Origin of the sequence: Larkinella fluvii (assembly GCF_051857545.1) — a bacterium.
Lineage (GTDB): Bacteria > Bacteroidota > Bacteroidia > Cytophagales > Spirosomataceae > Larkinella.
The window spans coordinates 25,579-47,376 of the sequence record NZ_JBPZHB010000021.1 but is presented as its reverse complement, the minus strand read 5'-3'; the positions used below and the strand labels follow the sequence as shown (position 1 = coordinate 47,376).

Below are 21,798 nucleotides of genomic sequence, written 5' to 3'. Positions count from 1 at the left end.
CCCATGACGACGCACACGGTTTTTCTGCTGCTGGGCGCCAACCTGGGCGACCGGGCCGCGACCCTGCAACGGGCGCAGGAAGCGATTCAGATCGATCTGGGGCCGGTTTTAAAGCAATCAGCGCTCTACGAAACCGCAGCCTGGGGTGTTACAGACCAACCGGCTTTTCTGAATCAGGTGCTGAAAGTTCTGAGCGTGTTGCCGCCGGAAGAAATCCTGGAAAAAACCCAGGCCATCGAAACCCGTTTGGGCCGGGTTCGGCGCGAAAAGTGGGGCAGCCGCACCATCGACATCGATCTGTTGTATGTGGATGATGTGGTAATGACCACTGAAAAGCTGACCCTTCCTCACCCCTTCCTGTACGAAAGGCGGTTTACGCTGGTTCCGCTAGCGGAAATTGAACCCGAGTTTGTTCACCCGGTTTTTCAAAAAACCAATCGGCAGTTGCTGACGGAATGTGCAGACGAAGGCGAAGTTAAAGAATGGAAGTCCTAGCCTGTACCAATCCGGCAGTTACAAAAACCGCTTCGTTTACTCAATTACTTTAGGTACCTGAAAATAACTATCGGTCTTGTCGGGAGCGTTTTCCAGCGCCTGTTCGCGCGGAAGCTGATGACCGACGATGTCTTCGCGCAGAACGTTGATTTCGGCCGAAATGTGGGTCAATGGCTCAACACCGGTCGTATCGATTTCGTTGAGTTGCTCCATCCAGGTCAGCACCTCGTTCAGGCTGTCAATCAGGGGCTGCTCTTCTTCGGGCCGCACGTCAAGCCGGGCGAGGTGAGCGATTTTGTGCAGGGTTTCGTGATCGACTTTCATAGGCTATTCGTTTAATTCATAGCAACCCGGGCCGACTGGTTCATCAACGATTCGTCGATCACCCGGAAGGTTTCTTCTTTCAACCGTTCTACGTCGGTCTGGGTCAGTCCTTTCGTTTCGATGGGCGGATGAACCACCGCCCGGATGGGCCGCCAGTACATCCGCAGTTTCTTCTTTTCGGGGAAAACTTCGTGGTTATTCAGCAACGAAATCGGCACAATCGGCACCTGTTGCTGAACAGCCATCGTAAATGCACCATCCTTGAACGGATGGTGCATTTTGGGTGGTTGTTTGGACTTGATGCCGCCTTCCGGAAAAATCATGATGCTGCGGCCGCTTTTCAGCGTTCGGATGCCTTTCGACAGCGAATAGGCGCGGCTGTTGGCCTGACTCCGGTCAACCTGAATGTGCAGTTTGGCGAACATATACCCAAACAGCGGCACCCGTTTTACCTCGCTTTTTCCGATGAATGCGTAGAAATTCCGGATGATGACGCCCATCACCGCGATGTCCAGGTACGAAAAATGGTTGGCGCAAAACACGTACGTTTGCTTCGGATCAGGACGAAACCGGTAGTCGACCTGAATCGGCATGCCAATGATCCAGAAAAATAACCGCCCCCAGACGTAGTTGACTTTATGGGCGTACGGTTTCCATTCTTCCCGTTGCAGGAAGAGGAACATAAACGGAAACAGAACCAGAAACAGGGTCAGAAACCAGAAACCGCACCAGATCGTGTACAACATAGATCAATGCTTGAAATGCCGGACACCGGTGGTCACCATCGCCATCCCGCGCTGATTGCAGGCATCGATACTGTCCTTGTCGCGGATCGAACCGCCAGGCTGTACCACCGCCGAAATACCCGCTTCACCGGCAATCTCAACGCAGTCGGAAAACGGAAAAAACGCGTCTGACGCCATCACGGCCCCTTTCAGTTCGAAACCGAACGTTCGGGCTTTTTCAATCGCTTGCCGAAGTGCATCGACGCGACTGGTTTGGCCGACACCACTTGCCAGCAGTTGACCGTCATTCGCCAGGACAATTGTGTTCGATTTGGTGTGTTTGCAGATTTTCAGGGCAAATTCCAACGCCCGGAGTTCAGCTTCCGTGGGTGCTTTTTCCGTAACGGTTTTGAACTGGTCAGCTACTTCGGTCTGGCTGTCTTTGTCCTGTTCCAATACGCCGTTCAGCAGGGTCTTGAACATTTTTGGGCTGAATTCCACCGGTTTGCGTTTCAGCAGAATCCGGTTTTTCTTCGAACCGAGCAGTTTCAAGGCATCGTCATCGAATTCCGGCGCAATCAGGATTTCCATGAACAGTTTATTCAGTTCTTCCGCCGTTTCCAGGTCTACTTTGGCGTTGGTAATAATCACTCCACCAAACGCCGAAACCGGGTCGCAGGCCAGTGCGTTGAGATACGCTTCCTTCGCCGTGGGGGCCGTTGCAACACCGCAGGCGTTGGTGTGTTTGATGATCGCAAACGTTGTATCCGTAAATTCATCGATCAGGCTGACGCAGGCATCGACGTCCACCAGGTTATTGTACGATAATTCTTTGCCGTTTAACTGGTCGAACAGGGCGTTGAGATCGCCGTAAAAAGTAGCTTGCTGGTGCGGATTTTCACCGTAGCGCAGCGACTGCGCGGGAAGCTGGCGGAAATCATCGCTAGCCGTCGAACCCGCAAAATAGTGGTGAATGGCCGTGTCATACGACGACGTCATGGCAAAAGCTTCTTTGGCAAACCGCCGTCGGTCTTCCAGCTCCGTCGCGCCTTCCTTCTCCGTCAGCAGACTGACCACATCGGCGTACTGCCCGCGCGACGAGACGATCAGCACATCTTCGTAATTTTTGGCCGCAGCCCGAATCAGCGAAATACCGCCAATGTCGATCTTCTCGATGATGTCTTCGTCCGAAGCACCCGACGCAACGGTTTCTTCAAAGGGATAGAGATCAACCACCACCAGATCGATCGGGTTGATGTCGTGGCGGCTGGCCTGGGCCACGTCCTCGGCCAGATTCCGGCGGTAAAGAATACCGCCAAACACAACCGGATGGAGCGTTTTAACGCGACCACCGAAAATCGACGGATAGCCCGTAATGTCTTCCACGGCGGTTACGGGAATGCCCAGTTGTTCGATAAACGTCTGGGTTCCCCCCGTTGAATAGAGCAGCACGCCGTTCTGGTGCAGCAACCGAACCAGTGGCTCCAGCCCGTCTTTGTAATAAACTGAAATAAGCGCAGATTGAATGGTCTTCGACATAAAAAGAACTGTTTCTCTGATTACCTCTGGTGTTCTCTGATCAACTCTGTGGAACAGTTATCGAAGTTATTTCACAGAGTTGATCAGAGAACACCAGAGGTAATCAGAGTGTTAAATGTCCGCAAAGATAACCGAAAGGTTCGGAACGGAGACTTTTGATTGGAAAGGAGTTTGTAACTTTATAAAATTCTTTAGCGAAATCAGGTATGGTCACCGATGAAAAACCGCCGAAACCCATTCCGAAACTGAAGGGCATTCCTTTCGTGGGAAGCACCTTTGATTTTGCCCGCGATCCGCTGGGATTTTTGACGGGTTTGCAACGGCAATACGACCGGCTGGTACAATTCAAGGCCGTCGGCCGACTGATTACCCTCACCCTGACGCCCGAAGACGCCAAACACATTTTACAGGAAAATAATAAAAATTACGTCAAAAGCGCAGCTTACGACGTGCTGAAGATGTTTTTGGGCAACGGTTTGCTCAACAGCGAAGGGGATTTCTGGCGACGCCAACGGCGGCTAGCCCAACCGGCTTTTCATAAACAGCGGCTGGCGTTGCTGGTAGACGGTATGAACCACGAAACCACCGGGCTAATTTCGCAGTGGAAAAACCGGGATCTGACCGGGCCGATGCTGGTTTCGGAAGAAATGATGCACCTGGCGCTGGCTGTCGTGACCCGTTCGCTGTTCAGTTCGGACGTCAAAAACCACCTGGAAAACGTCTCGGAATCCATCACGATCATCATTCAAACCGCCTACAAGGAGCTTTTCAATTTCTTCCCGTTTACACGAAACTGGCCCACGCCCCGCACGATCCGCTACCGCCGGGCGGTTCGAAAAACAGAGGCCATTATCTATGAAATCATCGAAAGCCGCCGACGCCAACCGGCCGAAACCCGGCACGACGACCTGCTGGGCATGTTGATGGAAACCCGCGACGAAGACACCGGCGAACAAATGACCAACCAGCAATTGCGCGACGAAGTGACGACCATTTTTATGGCCGGTCACGAAACCACCGCCAACGCCCTGTCCTGGACATTTTACCTGCTGGCCACTCATCCGCATATTACCGAAAAATTACGTGAGGAAATAAACCGGGTTCTGGGACCCGACAATCTGCCGACCGTCGAGACCCTGCGCGAACTGACCTACACCACGCAGGTGATTCAGGAAACGATGCGGCTGTATCCACCGGCCTGGATTTTCGGCCGGCAACCACTGCATTCCGACCAGTTTGGCGACTACCGGGTCGAGGTTCCGGGGGCCGATGGAATGTTGATTTGCCCGTATCTCCTCCATCGCGATCCGCGTTACTGGGAAAACCCGGAAACGTTTGATCCGGAACACTTTCTTCCTGAGCAGGTTAAACTCCGGCCCACCTATGCCTATCTGCCATTTGGTGGAGGGCCGAGACTCTGCATTGGGAATAATTTTGCGATGATGGAGATGCAGATTGTGCTGACGTTGCTGATCCGCGACTTTGATTTTCAGCCGGTCGATCAGAAAATCGTGGAGCCGGAACCGGGCATAACGCTGCGTCCCAAAGGCGGTTTGCGGCTTCGGGTTCAGCCCCGCCCGAACACCGAATTGCCTGTGTCGTGAGATCGAATTGTACTTTTAGCCTGTTTTCCCTATTTTTGACCGTTTATTAGAAGCTGACAATCATTAACTCACACACGATGAGAGAAATACAATTCCGCGAAGCCCTTCGCGAAGCCATGGTAGAAGAAATGCGCCGGGACGAGAAGGTCTTTCTAATGGGTGAAGAAGTGGCTGAATACAATGGTGCTTACAAGGTCAGTCAGGGAATGCTCGACGAGTTTGGCCCGACGCGGGTCATCGATACGCCCATCGCTGAATTGGGTTTTGCGGGTATTGGCGTCGGTGCGGCCATGAACGGTTTGCGCCCCATCATCGAATTCATGACGTTCAACTTTTCGCTCGTTGCCATCGACCAGATCATCAACGGCTCGGCCAAAATCATGTCGATGTCGGGTGGTCAATATTCCAACCCCATCGTGTTCCGCGGACCGACGGGCAACGCCGGGATGCTGTCGTCGCAACACTCGCAAAACTTCGAAAACTGGTTTGCCAACACCTCCGGCTTGAAAGTGGTGGTTCCCTCGAATCCCTACGATGCCAAAGGACTGCTGAAAACAGCGATCCGCGACAACGATCCGGTTATTTTCATGGAGTCGGAACTGATGTACGGCGACAAAGGCCAGGTGCCGGAAGAAGAATACCTGATTCCGATTGGCAAAGCCGATATCAAGCGGGAAGGCAACGACGTCACCATCGTGTCGTTTGGTAAATTCATGAAAGTGGCACTGCAAGCCGCCGATGAACTGGCCGAGAAAGGCATTTCTGCGGAAGTGATCGACCTGCGTTCCGTTCGCCCGATCGATTACGCCACAATCATCAACTCCGTCAAGAAAACGAACCGGTGTGTGGTGGTGGAAGAAGCGTGGCCACTGGCGGCTATTTCGTCGGAACTGACCTACAACATTCAGCGAAACGCCTTCGATTACCTGGACGCGCCGGTGATTCGGGTCAACAGCCTGGATTTGCCGCTGCCGTATGCCCCCACACTGATCGAAGTGATTCTGCCCAACGTGAAACGGACGTTACAGGCCGTCGATGCAGTGATGTATAAGAAGTAATTTTCATTTGTTTAGATACAAAAAAACCGGAAGTTTCCTTCCGGTTTTTTTGTTGAATGGATAGTTCTACTGTTTATCCCACCAAACCCGGCTATCCTGGTTATCAGGACCCTGACGGGAAAGTGCCTCAGCCTGGTTTGCTTTATTCACCGATAGCTCGGAATCAGGATACGTGATGCGGTTGATAAAGTTCCCTTTGATCTCCTTGCCGGGATACGGATTGGGCGTCAGCTTTGGAAAACCGCTCCGCCGGAAATTAGCAAACACCTCCGGGCCATTCAGAAGCGACGCTACCCAGTATTGCGTGTTGATCTGTTCCAGACCATTGGCGGCCACATACGGGTTTTTCTGGAGATAAGCGGTAATGGCAGCCGCCGGAACTGCCGAGGTTGCATCGGCATCGCCCAACTGCTGCATGTGGGCCGTCACGCCAGCCGCGTAGTAATCGGCCGCGCTGCCGGTGATCCAGCCACGTTGGGCGGCTTCCGCCAGGAGCAAATTCGTTTGAGCGGCAGTCACCATAAACGTAGGCGCATCCAGCCTGCCCAGGCGCGTACGATCTAACTGCGAATAATCGTAGAAACTCGCCAGTTTGTCGGCAACAGCCTGCGCCGGAATCGTACCATTATCAAATCCCATCGGCATACCGATTTGCACCGCCGGATCGCGGTTAATCCGGGCTGCGGTTTGCTCGGCACCACTTTTGGCGCCAACATACCGCGCAGCAATCGACGCTAACCGGGGATCTTCGTTCGTCCGCAGGTAGTTTACAAAATACCGGGTCAGGTACAAATTGGCAGCCTCCGTCGAATTGAGCATCGTTCCTACCGGATTCTGGTAGTTGGCATTGTTGCGAATAAGTCCGTTATCGGCATTGGTCAGGATCACACCACCCGCTAAGGCTTTTACTGCCGTGGCCTGCGCCAGGGTCGGGTTCACTTTCGTAAGCCGCATCCCGGCCCGCAACAGAACGGAATTACCGAATTTCTTCCATTTCACGATGTTCCCACCATACACGATGTCTCCGGCTTCCGTAGGCTTGGCGGCATCCAGCGCTGCGGTTGCCTCCGTTAATTCCTTGATAATGTCGTCATAAATACTTTGCTGGGTATCGTATTTCGGTGTAATGTTGGCCTGCAGGAATCCCAGACCTGCTTCCTTGTAAGGAATGTCGCCGTAGGTGTCGGTCAGCACCATGAAAGCGTAAGCTTTCCAGATGCGGGCCATGTGGTAGAGATTCGTCCGGTTGGCATCATCTTTTGTTTTGGCAATAACATCCACCAGATACCGGATGACATCCCGGTAATACCGCTGCCAGATCCCCGTGTTGGGACCCGTGGGCCCCCGGTTGTCGACGTTAAAGTTTCCACCTGCCAAAACCCCGGAGTTGGGCGAAAAAATCTGCTGCACGATGGGATGCTCAAATACCATCGTCGATCCGGGGAAGGTGGTGTTGATCATCGCATTGTTAAACGTAAAAAGCGGATTGAGGGCCGTTGCTGCGGTCGGATTGACATTCAGTTCGTCGAACCCTTCCTCGCACCCGCTTGTGGTAAGTAGCAGGGCAATCAACGGGATGTATAAAGCTGTCTTTTTCATAATTTTCAGATTGAGGTATTCGGTTTACGGTTTTCAGTTTACGGTGGCTGGCGCACGCAAAGGTCGCTTGCGCCAGCCACCGTAAACTGAAAACCGAATACCGTAAACCGATTTAGAATCTTACATTAAGGTTGAAACCAATACTTCGGGTCGTGGGCAAGCCTGTTGATTCCAGACCAACCAGGTTATCCGAACTGAATCCGAACTGTTCGGGGTCGATGTTGGGAACCCATTTTTTCAGCAGCGCGACGTTGTTGGCCACTGCGCTCAACCGAACGCCTTTGATGAACAATTTGCTGGGTAACATTTTTGTAAAATCATAGCCCAGCGTGATCTGACGCAGTTTCCAGAAACCGGCATCGTAGACCACCTGCTCGCCCAGACTCTTCGAACGCCCGACCGAATAATAGTCCTGCACAAAAGCCCGAACCGTGTTGACCTCGCCCCTTTCGTTGACGCCAGCGCCCACCATCTTGTTGTCGGCTTCGCCCCGGCCCACCAGCGATTCTTTCTGCAAACCGTGCCGGTAGGTGTTGAGGTTGGTGCCCGAAATCATTTTCCCACCCAGTTTGAAATCGATCAGGAACGACAGATTGATGCCTTTATAGGTAAACGAGTTATTAATCCCGCCGATGTATTTGGGCAGGGCCGAACCAAACGAAATTGGGGCCGGCGTCCGAACCGGCAAGCCATCGCCCCCGTGCACAATCCGCCCCTGCGCATCGCGCACATACCCAAACGTGTACAATTGACCCAGCGGCTGACCGACGACATGGCGCAGGTCGCCCACGTAAATCCCGTTACCCACTACGATTTGCTCATTCGGAATGGTATCCGATAACAGCCGGAGCAGTTTGGTCTCGTTATATGAACCGTTTAGGGAAATATCCCAGGAGAAATCTTTCGTCCGGACCGGTGACACATTTAATAACACTTCAACCCCCCGGTTCCGGCTTTTCCCGCTGTTGATCAGTGTGTTGGTATAGCCGGATGCATCCGACGACTGGGCCGCCACGATCTGATCACTGGTGATTTTGTTGTAGTAAGCCAAATCCAGCCCCACGCGGTTATTGAACAGTTTCAGTTCAAGCCCCACTTCGGTTTCTGCCGTCCGGCTGGGCCGCAGCGTCGCACTCGGAACGGTGTTCGAGGTGATGTTGCCCACCGGCTGGCCTAAGCCCGCAGGATTGGGGAACAGGTTGGCACCCACGCTGTAGAACAGATTGTTGGAATACGGAGCCACGTCGCCATCGCTCCCCACTTCGGCATAAGCAGCCCGGACTTTCCCAAAATTAAGCCAGTTTGGCAGGTTGCTGAAAGCTTGGGAAAACACGAAACTACCCGTAATGGATGGGTATAAAACACTGCGGTTGGCCGGTGCCAGCGTCGAAAACCAGTCGTTCCGCGCCGTTACGTTCAGGTACAGAAAATCATTGAACGAAAATTCGGCCGCTCCGTAAAGCGAATTCACTTTCCGCTCGCTCAAACCGTAGGTCGGATCTTTTACCCGGCCGTTTTGCGGAATATAAAGCCCCCGAACGATAAAGTCGGTGACCAGTACGCTGTTCAGGTCACTCCGGCGGTACAACTGGTTCCCCCCCACGGTAAGATCGACACCAAACTTGCCAAAGGTTTTATTCGCTCCAATCAGGAAGTCAGCATTGATTTCGCGAAACCGGCGGGCTTCCTGTACGTAGGCCCCGTTCACAAAACCGGCGGGCGCGGCTGCCAGCGAAGCCTGACCTGTCGGGAAATTGTAGTCCTGATCCCGCGACCAGAAATCCTGCCCAACCCGGCCCTGCAGATACAACCAGTCCGTAAAGTTGTACCGGGCCGTCAGGTTACCCAGCAGCCGGTCGCGCCGAATGTTCTCAAATTTCTGTCCCAGCACAAAATACGGGTTGGTTCGGTTCTGAAACCGCGACCAGATGAATTCGTTGCCCGTTGCCGGATTGATCTGGTTGGCTTCCAACACATCGAGGGGCATCGAGTTCGACATGGTGTAAATCACCGTCGGCGTACTGTTGTCCTGCTGGGCAATCTGGGGCGGGTTTTTGTTGTACTCGTTGGAATAGTTGAGCGATCCCGTTACCGTCAGCTTCGGCGACAAGTTGTAGCTGAATCCGAGGTTGATGGTTTTGCGGTTGAACGAGTTGTTCGGAGTAATTCCCTTGTTGTCCATGTTGGAAACCGACAGGTTGAAACCGCCCCGGTCGCTGCCCGACGAAACGGAAACGGAGTTGGTCCAGGTGGAGCCGGTGCGGTAGAATTTCTTGATCCGGTCGCGAACGGGTACGTAGGGAACCGTAACACCGCCGAAAAGAACCTGCGTCTGTCCGTTGAATTTCTCGCCAAAACTCCACACCCCGGAAGTTGGGTTGGCCGCCGTGGGCCGGACCCCGTATTCTCCCTGCCCGTATTCATACTGAAAATCCGTAAAATCCAGGGGCGTGTCGGTCGTAAAGTTGGTATTATACACGACACCAATGCCCTGCCCGCTGCCCTTGGTTTTGGTCGTGATCATGATGACCCCGTCTTTGGCCCGCGAACCGTACAGAGCGGCTGCCGTACCTCCTTTCAGAACGGTCATGCCCTCGATGTCGTCCGGGTTGATGGACGAAAGTCCGTCGCCCCCGTCGGAGTAGTTCCGGTCGCGGCCAGCAATGGAGCCGTCGCTGCCCGTGTTGCCGTTGTTCTGGCCGAAGTTCGTGTTGTCGATGGGGACCCCATTGACCACGATCAGGGGTGAGTTCTGTCCGGAAAAAGAGGATTGGCCGCGAATCCGGATTTTGCTGGTACCGGCGGCACCTGTGCCTAAACTGGAGATGTTGACCCCGGCGACTTTGCCTTGCAGGGCGTTCATGAAATTAACGGTTCGGTTGGTCGTGATCTGTTCCGAGTTCACGTTGGCCGTGGCATACCCCAGCCGTTTGGATTCTTTTTTGATCCCGAGGGCCGTCACAACCACTTCGTTGAGGCTCTGGGAGCCTTCTTCGAGGGTCACGGTCAGAACCGTTTGATTGCCGACCGGAACCTCCCGGCCCTGGAAACCGATGGAACTGAAGACCAGAACCGCATTGGCCGGTACATTTAGAGCAAATTTTCCCGTGGCATCAGTCGTGGTTCCGAGGGTTGAGTTTTTGATCAGAACCGAAACCCCCGCGACGGGCTGCTGGTCTTTTCCGGAAAGCACCGTTCCGGTCACCCGCTGGTCTTGTGCCTGAGCGCCTGCTACCAACAGGACTCCCAGCCACACCATTAGCAAACTTCGTAGGAAAGTAGAATACTGCATAGGAAATGGTTTTTAAAATAAAGATGGGAAAGGCGTAAAATGGTAAAAGAGCAAGATTATATTGAATATACCCGCAATTCAGCCCAGATTATCGGTTTTTCTAAATTGCAGTAACTTTTAGGATATTACAAGGCATTTTTTAGATATTTTTCGCCAGCCAGTCAAAATTATACCGTTAGAATCCCTAATTTTCCTATGATTTTGTCCGGCAATTGCACTGATCGGCAAGCTCTGGGTGGATCGGGAATCCTTTTCTATCGCTGTTTGTTCGATTCCTCTAAAAAAAAAGACATAACCTTGTTTATTGAAATCTCTTTCTATTACTTTCCACCTGAATTCGCTTGCGAAAAAGTTAGTTTTCGGACAAGTTACCAGGTTATTTTATTAAGTAACATTGATTTATGGCGAGATTAATCATCATTGATGATGAAAAAAGCATCCGGGATGCGCTCCGTGACATTCTGGAATATGAAGGCTATGAAGTTGACGAGGCCAAAGACGGTGAGGAGGGACTGGATTTGATTAAACAGAATAGCTACGATGTAGCGCTTTGCGACATCAAGATGCCCAAAATGGACGGTCTTGAGTTGTTGCTGAAAGCCGCCGACGTTGGCAAAGGAACCCAGTTTATCATGATTTCGGCTTACGGCAACGTTGAAAATGCCGTCGAAGCCACCAAACGGGGGGCTTTTGACTTCATCATCAAACCGCCCGATTTGAATCGTCTGCTGGTCACGGTTCGCAATGCCATCGAAAAAGCCAAACTGGTGATGGAGACCAAAACCCTGAAACGGCGGATCTATAAACTCAACGAGATCGTGGGCGATTCCGACCCGATTCGCCGGGTTAAAGACACCATCGACCGCGTTGCTCCCACCGAAGCCCGGGTTCTGATTACCGGGGCCAACGGCTCCGGGAAAGAAATGGTCGCCAAGCAAATCCACGAAAAAGGAAGCCGTTCGGCCATGCCGCTAATCGAAGTCAATTGCGCTGCCATTCCGAGCGAACTCATTGAAAGTGAATTGTTTGGCCACGAAAAGGGAGCCTTTACCGGTGCCTCGGCCCGGCGTACCGGCAAATTTGAGCAGGCCGACGGTGGCACGCTGTTTCTGGACGAAATCGGGGATATGAGCCTCTCCGCTCAGGCCAAAGTGCTGCGGGCTCTGCAGGAAAGTAAAATTACCCGTGTGGGTGGGGATAAAGAAATCAAAATCAATGTCCGCGTGATTGCGGCCACCAACAAAGACCTCCGCAAAGAGATTCAGGAAGGCATGTTCCGCGAAGACCTTTTCCACCGGCTGAGCGTCATTCGCATCCACGTTCCTCCGCTGGCCGACCGGCGGGAAGACATTCCGCTGCTGGCCGATAAGTTTCTGCACGACATCGCGGAAGAGTACGGCGCGCAAGCCAAGGAAATCACACCGGATGCCATGGCCTATCTTCAGTCCCTGTCCTGGACCGGAAATGTCCGGGAATTACGCAATGTAGTCGAACGGCTGGTCATTCTGTGTGGTGACGAAATCAGCCGGAATGATGTCGAAATGTACGCCTGAAGCGGATCAAATCACCATCAAATTACAGCCCCGAATATCCGAATTATCAAACCGGCCGATGACCCGAAAGCCATCGGACACGCCTTTTTCATACTGACCCAAATCCTGGGTTTCAATAAAACTACAGGAATCCAGATTAGCCAGGTCGATTACGTTGATTCCTCCCGTCAGGCGTGTTGCGGAGGCTGATTGATCGTCTGGCAAAAGCTGAATGGAAAACGGGTCGTTCACATCCCGAAGCAGAACGCGGAGGGTGGATGACATTTGAAAAACCCCGTCCCCGGCCGAATAGGCCTGCGACAGTAATTCAGTCATTCCGTATTCCGAATGAACCGTCGATATGCCCAGCCGGGCCGTCAGCAGATCGTGGACTTCTTCGCGGAGCAACTCCTGCCGCCGGCCTTTCATCCCACCGGTTTCCATGACTACCAACTGGGGCAGGGACTTCAGAAACGAAAAATCCGTATCAGATTCGGCCCAGTCGAGTAGGGCAAACGTAACACCAATGAGCAGGATGTTGCGATCCGGCTCCGGATGGGCGGCCAGTTCCTGCAATGTAGCGGTCAGATCGGCGGTATTGTGCAGAAAAAAACCCGAAAATGCCGAGTCTGATTTCTGAATAAACCGCTGAACCATATACACTAACGACGAGTTATTTCGTTCAAGATAAGAAGGTAACAGGGCCAGAATGTGGAAGCGATCGAGCGGCCCGTAGCGGTTTTCAAAGATTTGCTGGCTGATGGTATCGTACAACGCCGGATCAGCAACAAAATGGCGACTGGTCACCACTCCCGTCGTACCGCTGCTTTCAAAGGCTAGCAAGTCTTCCAAAGACGGTTTTGCTGCGTCAGACAAGCGCGTCAGAACCGGGTGCTGTTTGAAAAAACCGATGGGGAGAAACGGAATTTGAGCGATGGTTCGTATCTTTTCAGGCTGAACGTTCAGGTGCTTCAGATACAAACTGTAAATGGGATTGAAAACAGCCTGATAGCGAAAAACCGCCAGTGCGAGCGAATCGAACCCGGAACGGTCGGTTGCAGCAAGCCGGATGATGCGGTTTCGGAGTTCCTGACGAATGCTTGAAGGCGACAAAGTAATGGTAGAAAGGGGCTTATTCATGAAAGGTAAGCCTGATAAATACAAATCTGGTAACGATTAGTTTATTAACACGATGTCTACGCGATTTATTCGGCAAGGCCTGTTTTTTTTAGGATTTTCAGCCCTTTTGATTGGCTGTCTGGAGCCCCCTGATTTTGACAACACGCCTAAAATAAGCTCCCCGTCGGTTACATCGTATCCGGCCTTCGACGATTTTTCCCAAATTCCCAAAGATTCACTGGTGATTACGGTTCAGTTTCAGGACGGTGACGGTGATCTGGGACTATCCGTGGATGAGCGAACCAAAGATTCTCTGAACTATCTGGAATGGGGAAATTATGAACTAAAAACCTACCGGTTTGTCAATGGCAAGTTCGAATACGTCGATCTACCGGTTCTCAACAAACTGTTTTTTCCCCGTTTGAAACCCGACAACAAGAACAGTCCGCTGGAGGGCAAACTGGATTTCTCCCAAAGCTTTCTGCGGTCGCGCAATACCCGCATGACGCCGGTCAAATTTGCCATCCGCATTCGGGACCGCCAGTTGCGCGTTAGTAACGTCGTGGAAACCGATACCATTTCTGTTCCCCTGAATTAAAACTATACGATTCGCAGTGCGTAACAACCGGTTCTACGCACTGCGAATCGTTTTGTGGCTCTCCAGGGCCGGTTCTTCGCCCACCACGGTTTCCCGCAGCAAAATCCGGAAGGTGGTTCCCTTGCCCACCTCGGAGTTTTTGACATACAGCCTGCCGTTGTGGTATTCTTCAATAATCCGTTTCGCCAGCGTCAGACCCAGGCCCCACCCCCGTTTTTTGGTGCTGTAACCGGGATTAAACACTTTTTGCATATTCGCTTTACTGATTCCTTTTCCCGTATCGGTGATGTCGATGGCAATTTCGTTGCGGGGCAGCGGCAACAACCGGATCGTCAGACTACCGATCCCGCCCATCGCATCAACGGCATTCTTACAGATGTTTTCAATGACCCACTCAAACAGCAACTTGTTGATTTTCACCTCCCGGCCATCGACCAGATAGTTTTCAACGTGCATTTTGACCTTCGTTGAAATCCGCTTTTCGAGGTAGGAAATAAATTGGTGGACGGTTTCGTACAGATCCTCCCGCTTCAGCGTCGGAATGGAGCCAATGCTGGAAAACCGGGTCGCAATCGTCTCCAGCCGGTTGACATCTTTCTCAATTTCATCGGCAATCGACTGATCCATTGCGGGATCGGTGCGAAAGTATTCGACCCAGGCCATCAGCGACGACAGCGGGGTACCCAACTGGTGAGCGGTTTCCTTCGCCAAACCCACCCAGACGCGGTTTTGCTCCGCCCTCCGGGCCGAACTGAACGCCAGATAAGCCAGAAAACCAAGGGCGATCATCACCGCAAGCTGAACGTACGGAAAAAACCGGAGTTGGGTCAGTAGAGAGGAATTGTGGTAATAAATGTAGCCGCGTTTCTTGTTGCCCATCTCAACCACAATGGGTCGATGCTCTTCTTTCATTTCCGCCAGATTTTCTTCCAATTCCAGTTCGATTTCATCGTCGGGAGTGCCCGGAAGAAAAGTAAAATTGTGAACGATAATTTTATCGTTCTCATCTACATAAATCGTCGGGACCTGGTTTTTTTCGTTAACAAAAATAATCTCCTGGGTAATGAACGTCATATCCTCGTTCGAATTCTCATCATAAGCCTTGACCAGGGCTTTGGCATACAGCCTAACGTAATTCTCCTCCCGTTCTTCCAGCCGTTCCACCAGTCGGTTGGTATAGAGCAGGGAAGCTGTACCGACTAAAAGCAGATTCAGGGCAACGACAATCTTCAGCGTGTTTCGCTGACCATAAATATCCAGTGACTTCAACATAGATTTCGGTTTGAAGCAACCTGACGCCGGTTTTCGGCGTATCGGGTGAAAATTATCATTTTATGGGCTGATTCTCATCATCAAATCACAACCGCTTCAGGTGGTAACTTCGCAACAGACTTACGTCATAACGCTCATTTTCAGCAATTCAATGTCCTTATTGCCCGTCTCACCGGAATAATATTGCAAATAGGATATAAAGAAGAGAACTTTGCAATAGTTTATAGAGGTTCTAAATAAGTAACTAGTAAACTGAATCTGTACCAACAGTGTTTTCTGTAAGAGAATTGTATCGTAATTTTGAGCATATTTTGAAAAGTAGCAATGCACGATTTCTTTCAATCAATTAGCCTTTCACATAAAACCGCCCCCCTGGCTGTCCGGGAGCTAATTGCATTAAATGAAGACGAGTCCAAGCAATTTCTGATCAAGCTTCGGGAGTTTTTTGGAGCCTCGGAATCGCTGGTTATTTCTACCTGCAACCGCACGGAGGTTTATTACACTTCCCCGCAAAATCTGAACCGGGAAATTGCCCGGTTGCTACTCACCGAAAAAGGAATAACCTCGACGGAAGATTACCTTCCCTATTTTCATTTTTTTGATACGCAGGCCGAATCCGTTCGGCATTTGTTCGAAGTCTGCACCGGCTTGCACTCGCAGGTCGTGGGCGACATGCAAATTCCGAATCAGGTCAAGCAAGCCTATCAATGGTCGGCCGACCTCGATATGGCGGGTCCTTTCCTGCACCGGCTGATGCACACCATCTTCTTTACCAACAAACGGGTAGCGCAGGAAACCAGTTTCCGCGACGGAGCCGCTTCGGTTTCGTATGCCGCCGTTGAATTGATTGAAGAACTGGTGGGAACCACCGGCTGCCCGGCAGGGCACGGCCCGGCTACGCCCTCGGTGTTGGTAGTTGGTCTGGGTGAAATTGGCGCGGACATCTGCGAAAACCTGGCCGCCCGCAAATTAAACCGCATTACACTCTGCAACCGCACCCGTTCCAAAGCCGATGCCCTGGCGGAGAAACACGCGTTCCGGGTGGCCGATATGGCCAATCTGACGGAGGAAATTGCCAAAGCGGACGTGATCATTGCGTCGGTTCTGGTTGAAAAACCGCTCATCACCACCGATTTGCTGGCCGGCTTAAACTCGCTGACGTTCAAATACTTCATTGATTTATCAGTTCCCCGGAGCATCGATACCAACATCGAGCAGATTCCGGGCGTGCTTTTGTATAACATCGACCACATCCGCAACCGGGCCGACGAAGCCCTGAGCCGCCGGATGGCGTCGATTCCGCAGGTTGAAGCCATCATCGATCAGTCAATTGCCGATTTCAACGACTGGTCGCGGGAAATGGTCGTTTCACCCACGATCAATAAATTCAAAAATGCGCTGGAGCAGATTCGAAAAGAAGAAATTGCCCGCCATTTGAAAAACATGACTGCCGAGGAATCCGAAAAAGTGGATAAGATTACGCGCAGCATCATGCAAAAAATCATGAAGTCACCGGTATTGCAACTCAAAGCCGCCTGCAAACGGGGCGAAGCCGATACCTTGATCGATGTGTTAACGGATTTGTTCGATCTGGAAAAACAACCCGCCGATGCATCCCAGAATTTTCACTAACCTATGATGAGCGTTCCTTAAGATCCCAAACGAAGCAATTGGTTTGGGATTTTTCGTTCACAGTATTCGGTTTACGGTTTTCAGTTTACGCCGGGCCGTCGTAAACTGAAAACCATAAACCGACCAACTATGTCCCGCTTTATCAATACGATTCTCCGCCTGTTTCTGATCGTCCTGCTGGTCGTTGGCCTGGTGGTGCTGTGGGAACAACTGCGGGGCTGGTCGGTTTTCAGCGGGTTGACGAAGAAAGAAGCTACCGTTCAGACGGTGGTTTTGCAGGAAGTGACTGAGTTAGGAAAACTCGAACTGGTTCAATACCGCTTCAAAGACATTGTCGAACACCAGTTTGTCCGGGAGTGGCTGCCCAACCCGAAAGCCGTGCTGATTGTGGAAGGCGAAGCGGTCGGTTGCCTGGATCTGACCAAAATAACCGCCGACGATATTACCGCTCAGGGCGACAGTTTGATCGTTCATCTACCCGACCCGGAAATCTGTTCCTACAAGATCAACCATAACCGCTCGCGGGTTTTCAATACGGAATACGCGTTTTTTGAGGAAGCCCAGTTGGTCAACGAAGCCTACCAGCGGGCCGAAACCCAAATCCGGCAGTCGGCACTGAACAGCGGTATTCTGGAACAAACCCGGCAGAACGCCGACAAAATTCTCAAACCGATGCTGGAGCGGATTTCAGGCAAAAAAGTGTTTCTGACGACCCGCATGAAAGCCACATTGCAGCCCCTTCGCTAAGACGTCAACAAATTGTCGTCAAATTCGTCTTTCAACAGTACCCCCGACAACCGCCGGGTTTTCATTTCGGTGAGCAGGTAAAGCAACTTTTGTACGGCGGCTTCGTACGGAAAGCCCTCGGGCCGGATGTTGGAGATGCAATTGCGCGATTCGTCGGTTAAACCGGGTTGCGGATGGAACGTCAGGTAGGCTCCCATGCTGTCGGGCGAGGTCAGGCCAGGCCGTTCGCCAATCAGCACCACAACGGTTTCGGCTTTGAGCGCATGGGCAATTTCGTCGCCAATCGCCACCCGCCCCTGTTCCACCAGACACAAAGGCGCCAGTGACCAGCCTAACGCCCGAACTTCTTCCGCTAATCGCGAAACGACCGCTCCTGCGTGCCGATTGATCGCCGTGGCGGATAAGCCATCGACGATTACAATACTGAGATCGACACCTGTCAGGTCTTCAAGACCTGACAGGTGTAAAAGGCTCTGCTCATTCAGTTTCCGACCCAAATCCGGGCGTTGCAGGTATTGTTGACGGTCAGCCGCCCGGCTATGAAGCGGCAAAACCGGCAGTTGAACGGTTTGCAATTGAGCCAGCAAGGCATCCCGCTCCAGTTCTGAATACACCGCATCCCGGGCGCGGGCGTGGTCGAGCTGAAAATCCAGCAGGGCGCGCGTGGGCAGGCTGTGGCCCGTACGTCCACGGGCGATGCGGGCGGAGGTGTGGCTTTGCAGAAACGCCCACGGATCGGGTTGGTCGGGCAGATGGCTCATAAACCGGCAGCTTGCAGTAAACGGTGGGTATTTTTAACCGGCATCAACTTTCCGTCGGCGTTCATCAATTCCATGCGCAAAAGCCAGGCTTCAAATTCCGGCGCGGGACGCAGGCGGCACAAATCCCGCAGATACAGCGCATCGTGAAACGACGTACTCTGGTAATGCAGCATCACGTCATCGGCACCGGGAATGCCCATGATAAAGTTAACGCCCGCGGTTCCGAGCAGGGTTAGCAGGGTGTCCATATCGTCCTGATCGGCCTCGGCGTGGTTCGTATAACAAATGTCGACGCCCATCGGCAACCCCAGCAGTTTTCCGCAGCAATGGTCTTCCAGACCGGCCCGAATAATCTGTTTCCCATTGTATAGATACTCCGGTCCGATAAAACCGACTACGGTATTGACCAGCAAAGGTTCAAAAAGCCGGGCCACGGCATACGCCCGAACCTCGCAGGTCTGCTGATCGACGCCATGGTGGGCATTGGCCGACAGCGCACTCCCCTGCCCCGTTTCAAAATACATGACGTTCTGACCCACGGTACCGCGTTTCAGGGCGCGGGTAGCTTCAAACCCTTCCCGGAGCAGGGCGGTATTGATCCCGAAGGAACTGTTAACGGCTTCCGTTCCGCCAATAGACTGAAACATCAGATCCACCGGCGCGCCCTGTTCGATAGCCTGAAGCGTGGTGGTAATATGGCTCAGCACACACGTTTGCGTCGGAATTTCTAACCGCTGCCGGATCTGGTCCATCATATCGACCAGCCGAACCACCGTCCGAACGTGATCGGTGGCCGGATTGATGCCAATCACCGCGTCTCCGCTGCCGTAGAACAAACCGTCTACGATACTGGCCGCAACGCCCCGGAAATCGTCGGTCGGGTGGTTGGGTTGCAGCCGGGTCGAAAACCGCCCTTTCAATCCGATGGTGTCCCGAAACCGGGTAATGACTTCGCACTTCGCCGAAACCGTAATCAAATCCTGATTCCGCATCAGCTTACTCACAGCCGCCACCATTTCCGGCGTCAGGCCCGGTTGAAGCTTGGTCAGCGTTTGCGCATCGACCTCGTCCGACAGCAGGTAGTTCCGCAGCTCGCCCACCGTCAGGCTTTTGATCGGGGCAAACGCATCGGCATCGTGCGTGTCCAGAATCAGCCGGGTAATTTCATCGGTTTCGTACGGAATCACGGCTTCGTTCAGGAACGTCGTCAGCGGCAGATCGGCCAGGGCCATCTGGGCCGCCACCCGCTCCTCGGCAGTTTGGGCCGCCACGCCCGCCAGTTGGTCGCCCGACCGGAGCGGGGTCGCTTTGGCCAGCAACGTTTTCAGGTCGTCGAAGTGATAGGTAAAGTTCCGAACGGTACAGCGGTAGGCCATAGTGGTAACAATTCCGAAAAGAGTTGTACGAAAACCGGGTATACGAAATCCCGGGGAATCCAAAATGGAATCTACTAACAAGCCCGGATAAGGCCAAGAAATCCAGGAATTTAATACACCGATAACCGTTTATAGGCGGGTCTTTTGTATGTTTGGCGATTGGTATTTTATCCGTTTTTGAAAAATGAAAGCATTTCAATTGGTGGTATTTGATATGGCTGGCACGACGGTTCGGGACCAGCACGAGGTGGAGCACTGTTTCGCCCGGGCGGCTTCCCAGACCGGTCTGATCGTCAGCGACGAACGCATTCTGGCCATGCAGGGCCTTTCCAAGCGGTTTGTTTTTGAAACCCTCTGGAAAGAGCAGTTGGGCCAGCCTACGCCCTCGGAACTGACGGCTAAAGTGGATCATTCCTACCAGCTTTTTACCGAAATCCTGGAAAATCATTACCGAACCCAACCCATTGTGCCAACGGAAGGCTGTCTCGAAACCTTCGATTTCCTGCGTAAACATGGCATCCGCATTGCGCTGACCACCGGTTTTTACCGCAAGGTGACTGATATTATTCTGGAAAAATTAGGCTGGCTGACCGGTCTGGACGAGCAGTATGTGGGCAATAGTCAAACCGTTATTCAGGCATCGATTGCCAGCGATGAGGTGGAACACGGTCGTCCACAGCCGCTAATGATTCAGAAAGCGATGCGGTTACTGGGCGTTTCTGACCCAAAGTCGGTCGTCAACGTTGGCGATACGCCTTCGGATCTGCAATCGGGAAGAGCCGCCGGGGTTGCCTTCAATCTGGGGGTCGTCAACGGCACCCACACCCGCGCCCAGCTCGAAGCCTACCCTCACGACCAGTTACTGGGATCGCTCGGTGATTTGCCGACCCTGCTCTCAGCCACGTCCTTTCAAAAACGGGCCAACGGTCTTAGTTTGTAATTCGTAATCCCTTTTTCTCTTGGCTTCTTTCGATTTCATCATCATCGGCTCCGGTATTCTGGGGACGTTTCATGCGCTCCATGCCGCCCGTGCCGGCAAGCGGGTTCTGGTTCTTGAAAAAGACAACCGCCCCGTCAGTGCCACCGTTCGGAATTTTGGGCAGGTCGTTCCGTCGGGTTTGAGTGGGCGCTGGTATCATTACGGGCGTCGCAGTCTGGAACTCTACCACGAAATTCAGCAGGAACACGACATTTCGGTCCGGAAAAACGGCTCGGTTTACGTGGCGTCGGATGCCGACGAGTGGCAACTGGCCAACGAATTATACGACCAGCGCCGGGCCGACGGCTACCCCTGCGAATTGTGGTCGCAGGCCCAGACGTTGGTAAAATACCCGGTTTTGCGGCCCGAATATGTCAAAGGGGCCGTGGTTTTTCCGGAAGAAGTCAGCGTCGAGCCGGATCTGATGATCTACAAGCTCATCGATTACGTGACGACGAAATACGCCAACGTAACGTATCGCAACAATGCCGCCGTGGTTGGCTGCGAATCGACGGGCAGCGGGGCAACGGTTCAACTGGCGAATGGTGAACGGTTTCAGGCTGAGAAGGTTTTGATCTGCAACGGCAGCGAATTTCGGTTGTTGTACCCCGACCTGTTTGCCGAAAGTGGGCTGGTGGTAAGCAAACTTCAGATGATGCAGACGGTTCCGATGCCGGAAATTGCCCTCCCCGGAAACATTCTGACGGGTCTGACCATCCGGCGGTATGAGTCGTTTGCCGATTGTCCGTCGTACGCCAGTCTCAAGACGCCGGAACACCTGGACGAGCTAAAAAAATGGGGCATTCACGTCTTGTTCAAACAGGCGCTCGACGGTTCCATCATCATCGGGGATTCGCACGAATACGCAACGGCGCTCCAGACCGACGACCTGGGGTTCGACACCAAAGACTATGTCAATCAATTGATTCTGGAGGAAGCCAGCCGCATTGTCAACTTCCCGGTGGATCGGATTCAACGGACCTGGGCCGGTTTTTACGCCCAGACCACACAGGAAATTTTCGAAGCCGATCTGGAAAACATTCACATCATCACCGGGATTGGCGGCAAAGGCATGACCTCCAGTGCCGGTTTTTCGGAAGAAACGATAAGGCGGTTGTTTCTGTGAGAATAAAGAGGAGAGACAAG

The 21,798-nt window shown here is 52.6% G+C and carries 18 protein-coding genes; 9 read left to right on the top strand and 9 right to left on the bottom strand.

Going from position 1 to position 21,798, the window contains the following annotated elements; all coding sequences use genetic code 11:
* The first annotated feature begins 3 nt into the window (after positions 1–3).
* The gene (gene folK / locus ACS5NO_RS32630) at positions 4–495 is read left to right on the top strand and encodes a 2-amino-4-hydroxy-6-hydroxymethyldihydropteridine diphosphokinase (RefSeq protein ID WP_439418989.1); all 492 of its coding nucleotides are present in this window, start codon (positions 4–6) and stop codon (positions 493–495) included.
* Positions 496–531: 36 nt separating this feature from the next.
* Here folK and gatC read toward each other — a convergent pair whose 3' ends face one another.
* The 3 genes from gatC to purH are packed head-to-tail and all read right to left on the bottom strand — an operon-like array spanning position 532 to position 3,083.
* On the bottom strand, positions 532–819 hold the full coding sequence (gene gatC, locus ACS5NO_RS32625) for an Asp-tRNA(Asn)/Glu-tRNA(Gln) amidotransferase subunit GatC (protein WP_439418988.1): 288 nt from the start codon (positions 817–819) through the stop codon (positions 532–534).
* Between the two features lie 11 nt (positions 820–830).
* A complete protein-coding gene (locus ACS5NO_RS32620) occupies positions 831–1,565 on the bottom strand; it encodes a lysophospholipid acyltransferase family protein (RefSeq protein ID WP_150878991.1) in 735 nt (244 codons plus the stop codon).
* 3 nt (positions 1,566–1,568) lie between these two features.
* Positions 1,569–3,083, bottom strand: a complete 1,515-nt coding sequence (purH, locus tag ACS5NO_RS32615; protein WP_439418987.1) for a bifunctional phosphoribosylaminoimidazolecarboxamide formyltransferase/IMP cyclohydrolase — start codon at positions 3,081–3,083, stop codon at positions 1,569–1,571.
* Positions 3,084–3,289: 206 nt separating this feature from the next.
* On the opposite strand from purH, the gene ACS5NO_RS32610 reads away from it, so the two are divergent.
* Both ACS5NO_RS32610 and ACS5NO_RS32605 read left to right on the top strand, forming a co-directional pair.
* Positions 3,290–4,687 (top strand): cytochrome P450, encoded by a 1,398-nt coding sequence (locus tag ACS5NO_RS32610; RefSeq protein WP_439418986.1) that lies wholly within the window; start codon positions 3,290–3,292, stop codon positions 4,685–4,687.
* A gap of 77 nt (positions 4,688–4,764) precedes the next feature.
* Positions 4,765–5,745, top strand: a complete 981-nt coding sequence (locus tag ACS5NO_RS32605) for a pyruvate dehydrogenase complex E1 component subunit beta (protein WP_439418985.1) — start codon at positions 4,765–4,767, stop codon at positions 5,743–5,745.
* A gap of 66 nt (positions 5,746–5,811) precedes the next feature.
* Here ACS5NO_RS32605 and ACS5NO_RS32600 read toward each other — a convergent pair whose 3' ends face one another.
* Positions 5,812–7,344, bottom strand: a complete 1,533-nt coding sequence (locus tag ACS5NO_RS32600) for a SusD/RagB family nutrient-binding outer membrane lipoprotein (protein WP_439418984.1) — start codon at positions 7,342–7,344, stop codon at positions 5,812–5,814.
* Between the two features lie 112 nt (positions 7,345–7,456).
* Positions 7,457–10,603: a SusC/RagA family TonB-linked outer membrane protein gene (locus ACS5NO_RS32595; RefSeq protein WP_439418993.1), complete on the bottom strand. Its 3,147-nt coding sequence runs from the start codon at positions 10,601–10,603 to the stop codon at positions 7,457–7,459.
* A 434-nt stretch (positions 10,604–11,037) separates the two neighbouring features.
* Here ACS5NO_RS32595 and ACS5NO_RS32590 point away from each other — a divergent pair, with 434 nt between their 5' ends.
* The gene (locus ACS5NO_RS32590) at positions 11,038–12,189 is read left to right on the top strand and encodes a sigma-54-dependent transcriptional regulator (protein ID WP_439418983.1); all 1,152 of its coding nucleotides are present in this window, start codon (positions 11,038–11,040) and stop codon (positions 12,187–12,189) included.
* Positions 12,190–12,195: 6 nt separating this feature from the next.
* On the opposite strand, the gene ACS5NO_RS32585 is transcribed toward ACS5NO_RS32590, so the two are convergent.
* Positions 12,196–13,308, bottom strand: a complete 1,113-nt coding sequence (locus tag ACS5NO_RS32585) for a LuxE/PaaK family acyltransferase (protein WP_439418982.1) — start codon at positions 13,306–13,308, stop codon at positions 12,196–12,198.
* 52 nt (positions 13,309–13,360) lie between these two features.
* Between ACS5NO_RS32585 and ACS5NO_RS32580 the strand changes: the two genes are divergently transcribed.
* Positions 13,361–13,885, top strand: a complete 525-nt coding sequence (locus tag ACS5NO_RS32580; protein WP_138993522.1) for a hypothetical protein — start codon at positions 13,361–13,363, stop codon at positions 13,883–13,885.
* A 33-nt stretch (positions 13,886–13,918) separates the two neighbouring features.
* On the opposite strand, the gene ACS5NO_RS32575 is transcribed toward ACS5NO_RS32580, so the two are convergent.
* Positions 13,919–15,157 (bottom strand): sensor histidine kinase, encoded by a 1,239-nt coding sequence (locus tag ACS5NO_RS32575; protein WP_439418981.1) that lies wholly within the window; start codon positions 15,155–15,157, stop codon positions 13,919–13,921.
* A gap of 324 nt (positions 15,158–15,481) precedes the next feature.
* Here ACS5NO_RS32575 and hemA point away from each other — a divergent pair, with 324 nt between their 5' ends.
* Complete coding sequence (gene hemA, locus ACS5NO_RS32570; RefSeq protein WP_439418980.1) at positions 15,482–16,789, top strand: glutamyl-tRNA reductase; 1,308 nt, start codon at positions 15,482–15,484, stop codon at positions 16,787–16,789.
* A gap of 129 nt (positions 16,790–16,918) precedes the next feature.
* Positions 16,919–17,536 (top strand): DUF4230 domain-containing protein, encoded by a 618-nt coding sequence (locus tag ACS5NO_RS32565; RefSeq protein ID WP_439418979.1) that lies wholly within the window; start codon positions 16,919–16,921, stop codon positions 17,534–17,536.
* Here the strand turns inward: ACS5NO_RS32565 and eutC are convergent.
* Positions 17,533–18,297, bottom strand: a complete 765-nt coding sequence (gene eutC / locus ACS5NO_RS32560) for an ethanolamine ammonia-lyase subunit EutC (RefSeq protein WP_439418978.1) — start codon at positions 18,295–18,297, stop codon at positions 17,533–17,535. The two genes, ACS5NO_RS32565 and eutC, sit on opposite strands and share 4 nt — an antisense overlap.
* Positions 18,294–19,673: an ethanolamine ammonia-lyase subunit EutB gene (locus ACS5NO_RS32555; protein ID WP_439418977.1), complete on the bottom strand. Its 1,380-nt coding sequence runs from the start codon at positions 19,671–19,673 to the stop codon at positions 18,294–18,296. The genes eutC and ACS5NO_RS32555 overlap by 4 nt, the downstream gene beginning before the upstream one ends.
* A 184-nt stretch (positions 19,674–19,857) precedes the next feature.
* Between ACS5NO_RS32555 and ACS5NO_RS32550 the strand changes: the two genes are divergently transcribed.
* Both ACS5NO_RS32550 and ACS5NO_RS32545 read left to right on the top strand, forming a co-directional pair.
* Positions 19,858–20,613 (top strand): HAD family hydrolase, encoded by a 756-nt coding sequence (locus ACS5NO_RS32550; RefSeq protein WP_439418976.1) that lies wholly within the window; start codon positions 19,858–19,860, stop codon positions 20,611–20,613.
* Between the two features lie 19 nt (positions 20,614–20,632).
* Positions 20,633–21,778 carry a TIGR03364 family FAD-dependent oxidoreductase gene (locus ACS5NO_RS32545; protein WP_439418975.1) on the top strand — a complete coding sequence of 382 codons (1,146 nt, stop codon included), beginning with the start codon at positions 20,633–20,635 and terminating at the stop codon, positions 21,776–21,778.
* Positions 21,779–21,798 lie beyond the last annotated feature (20 nt).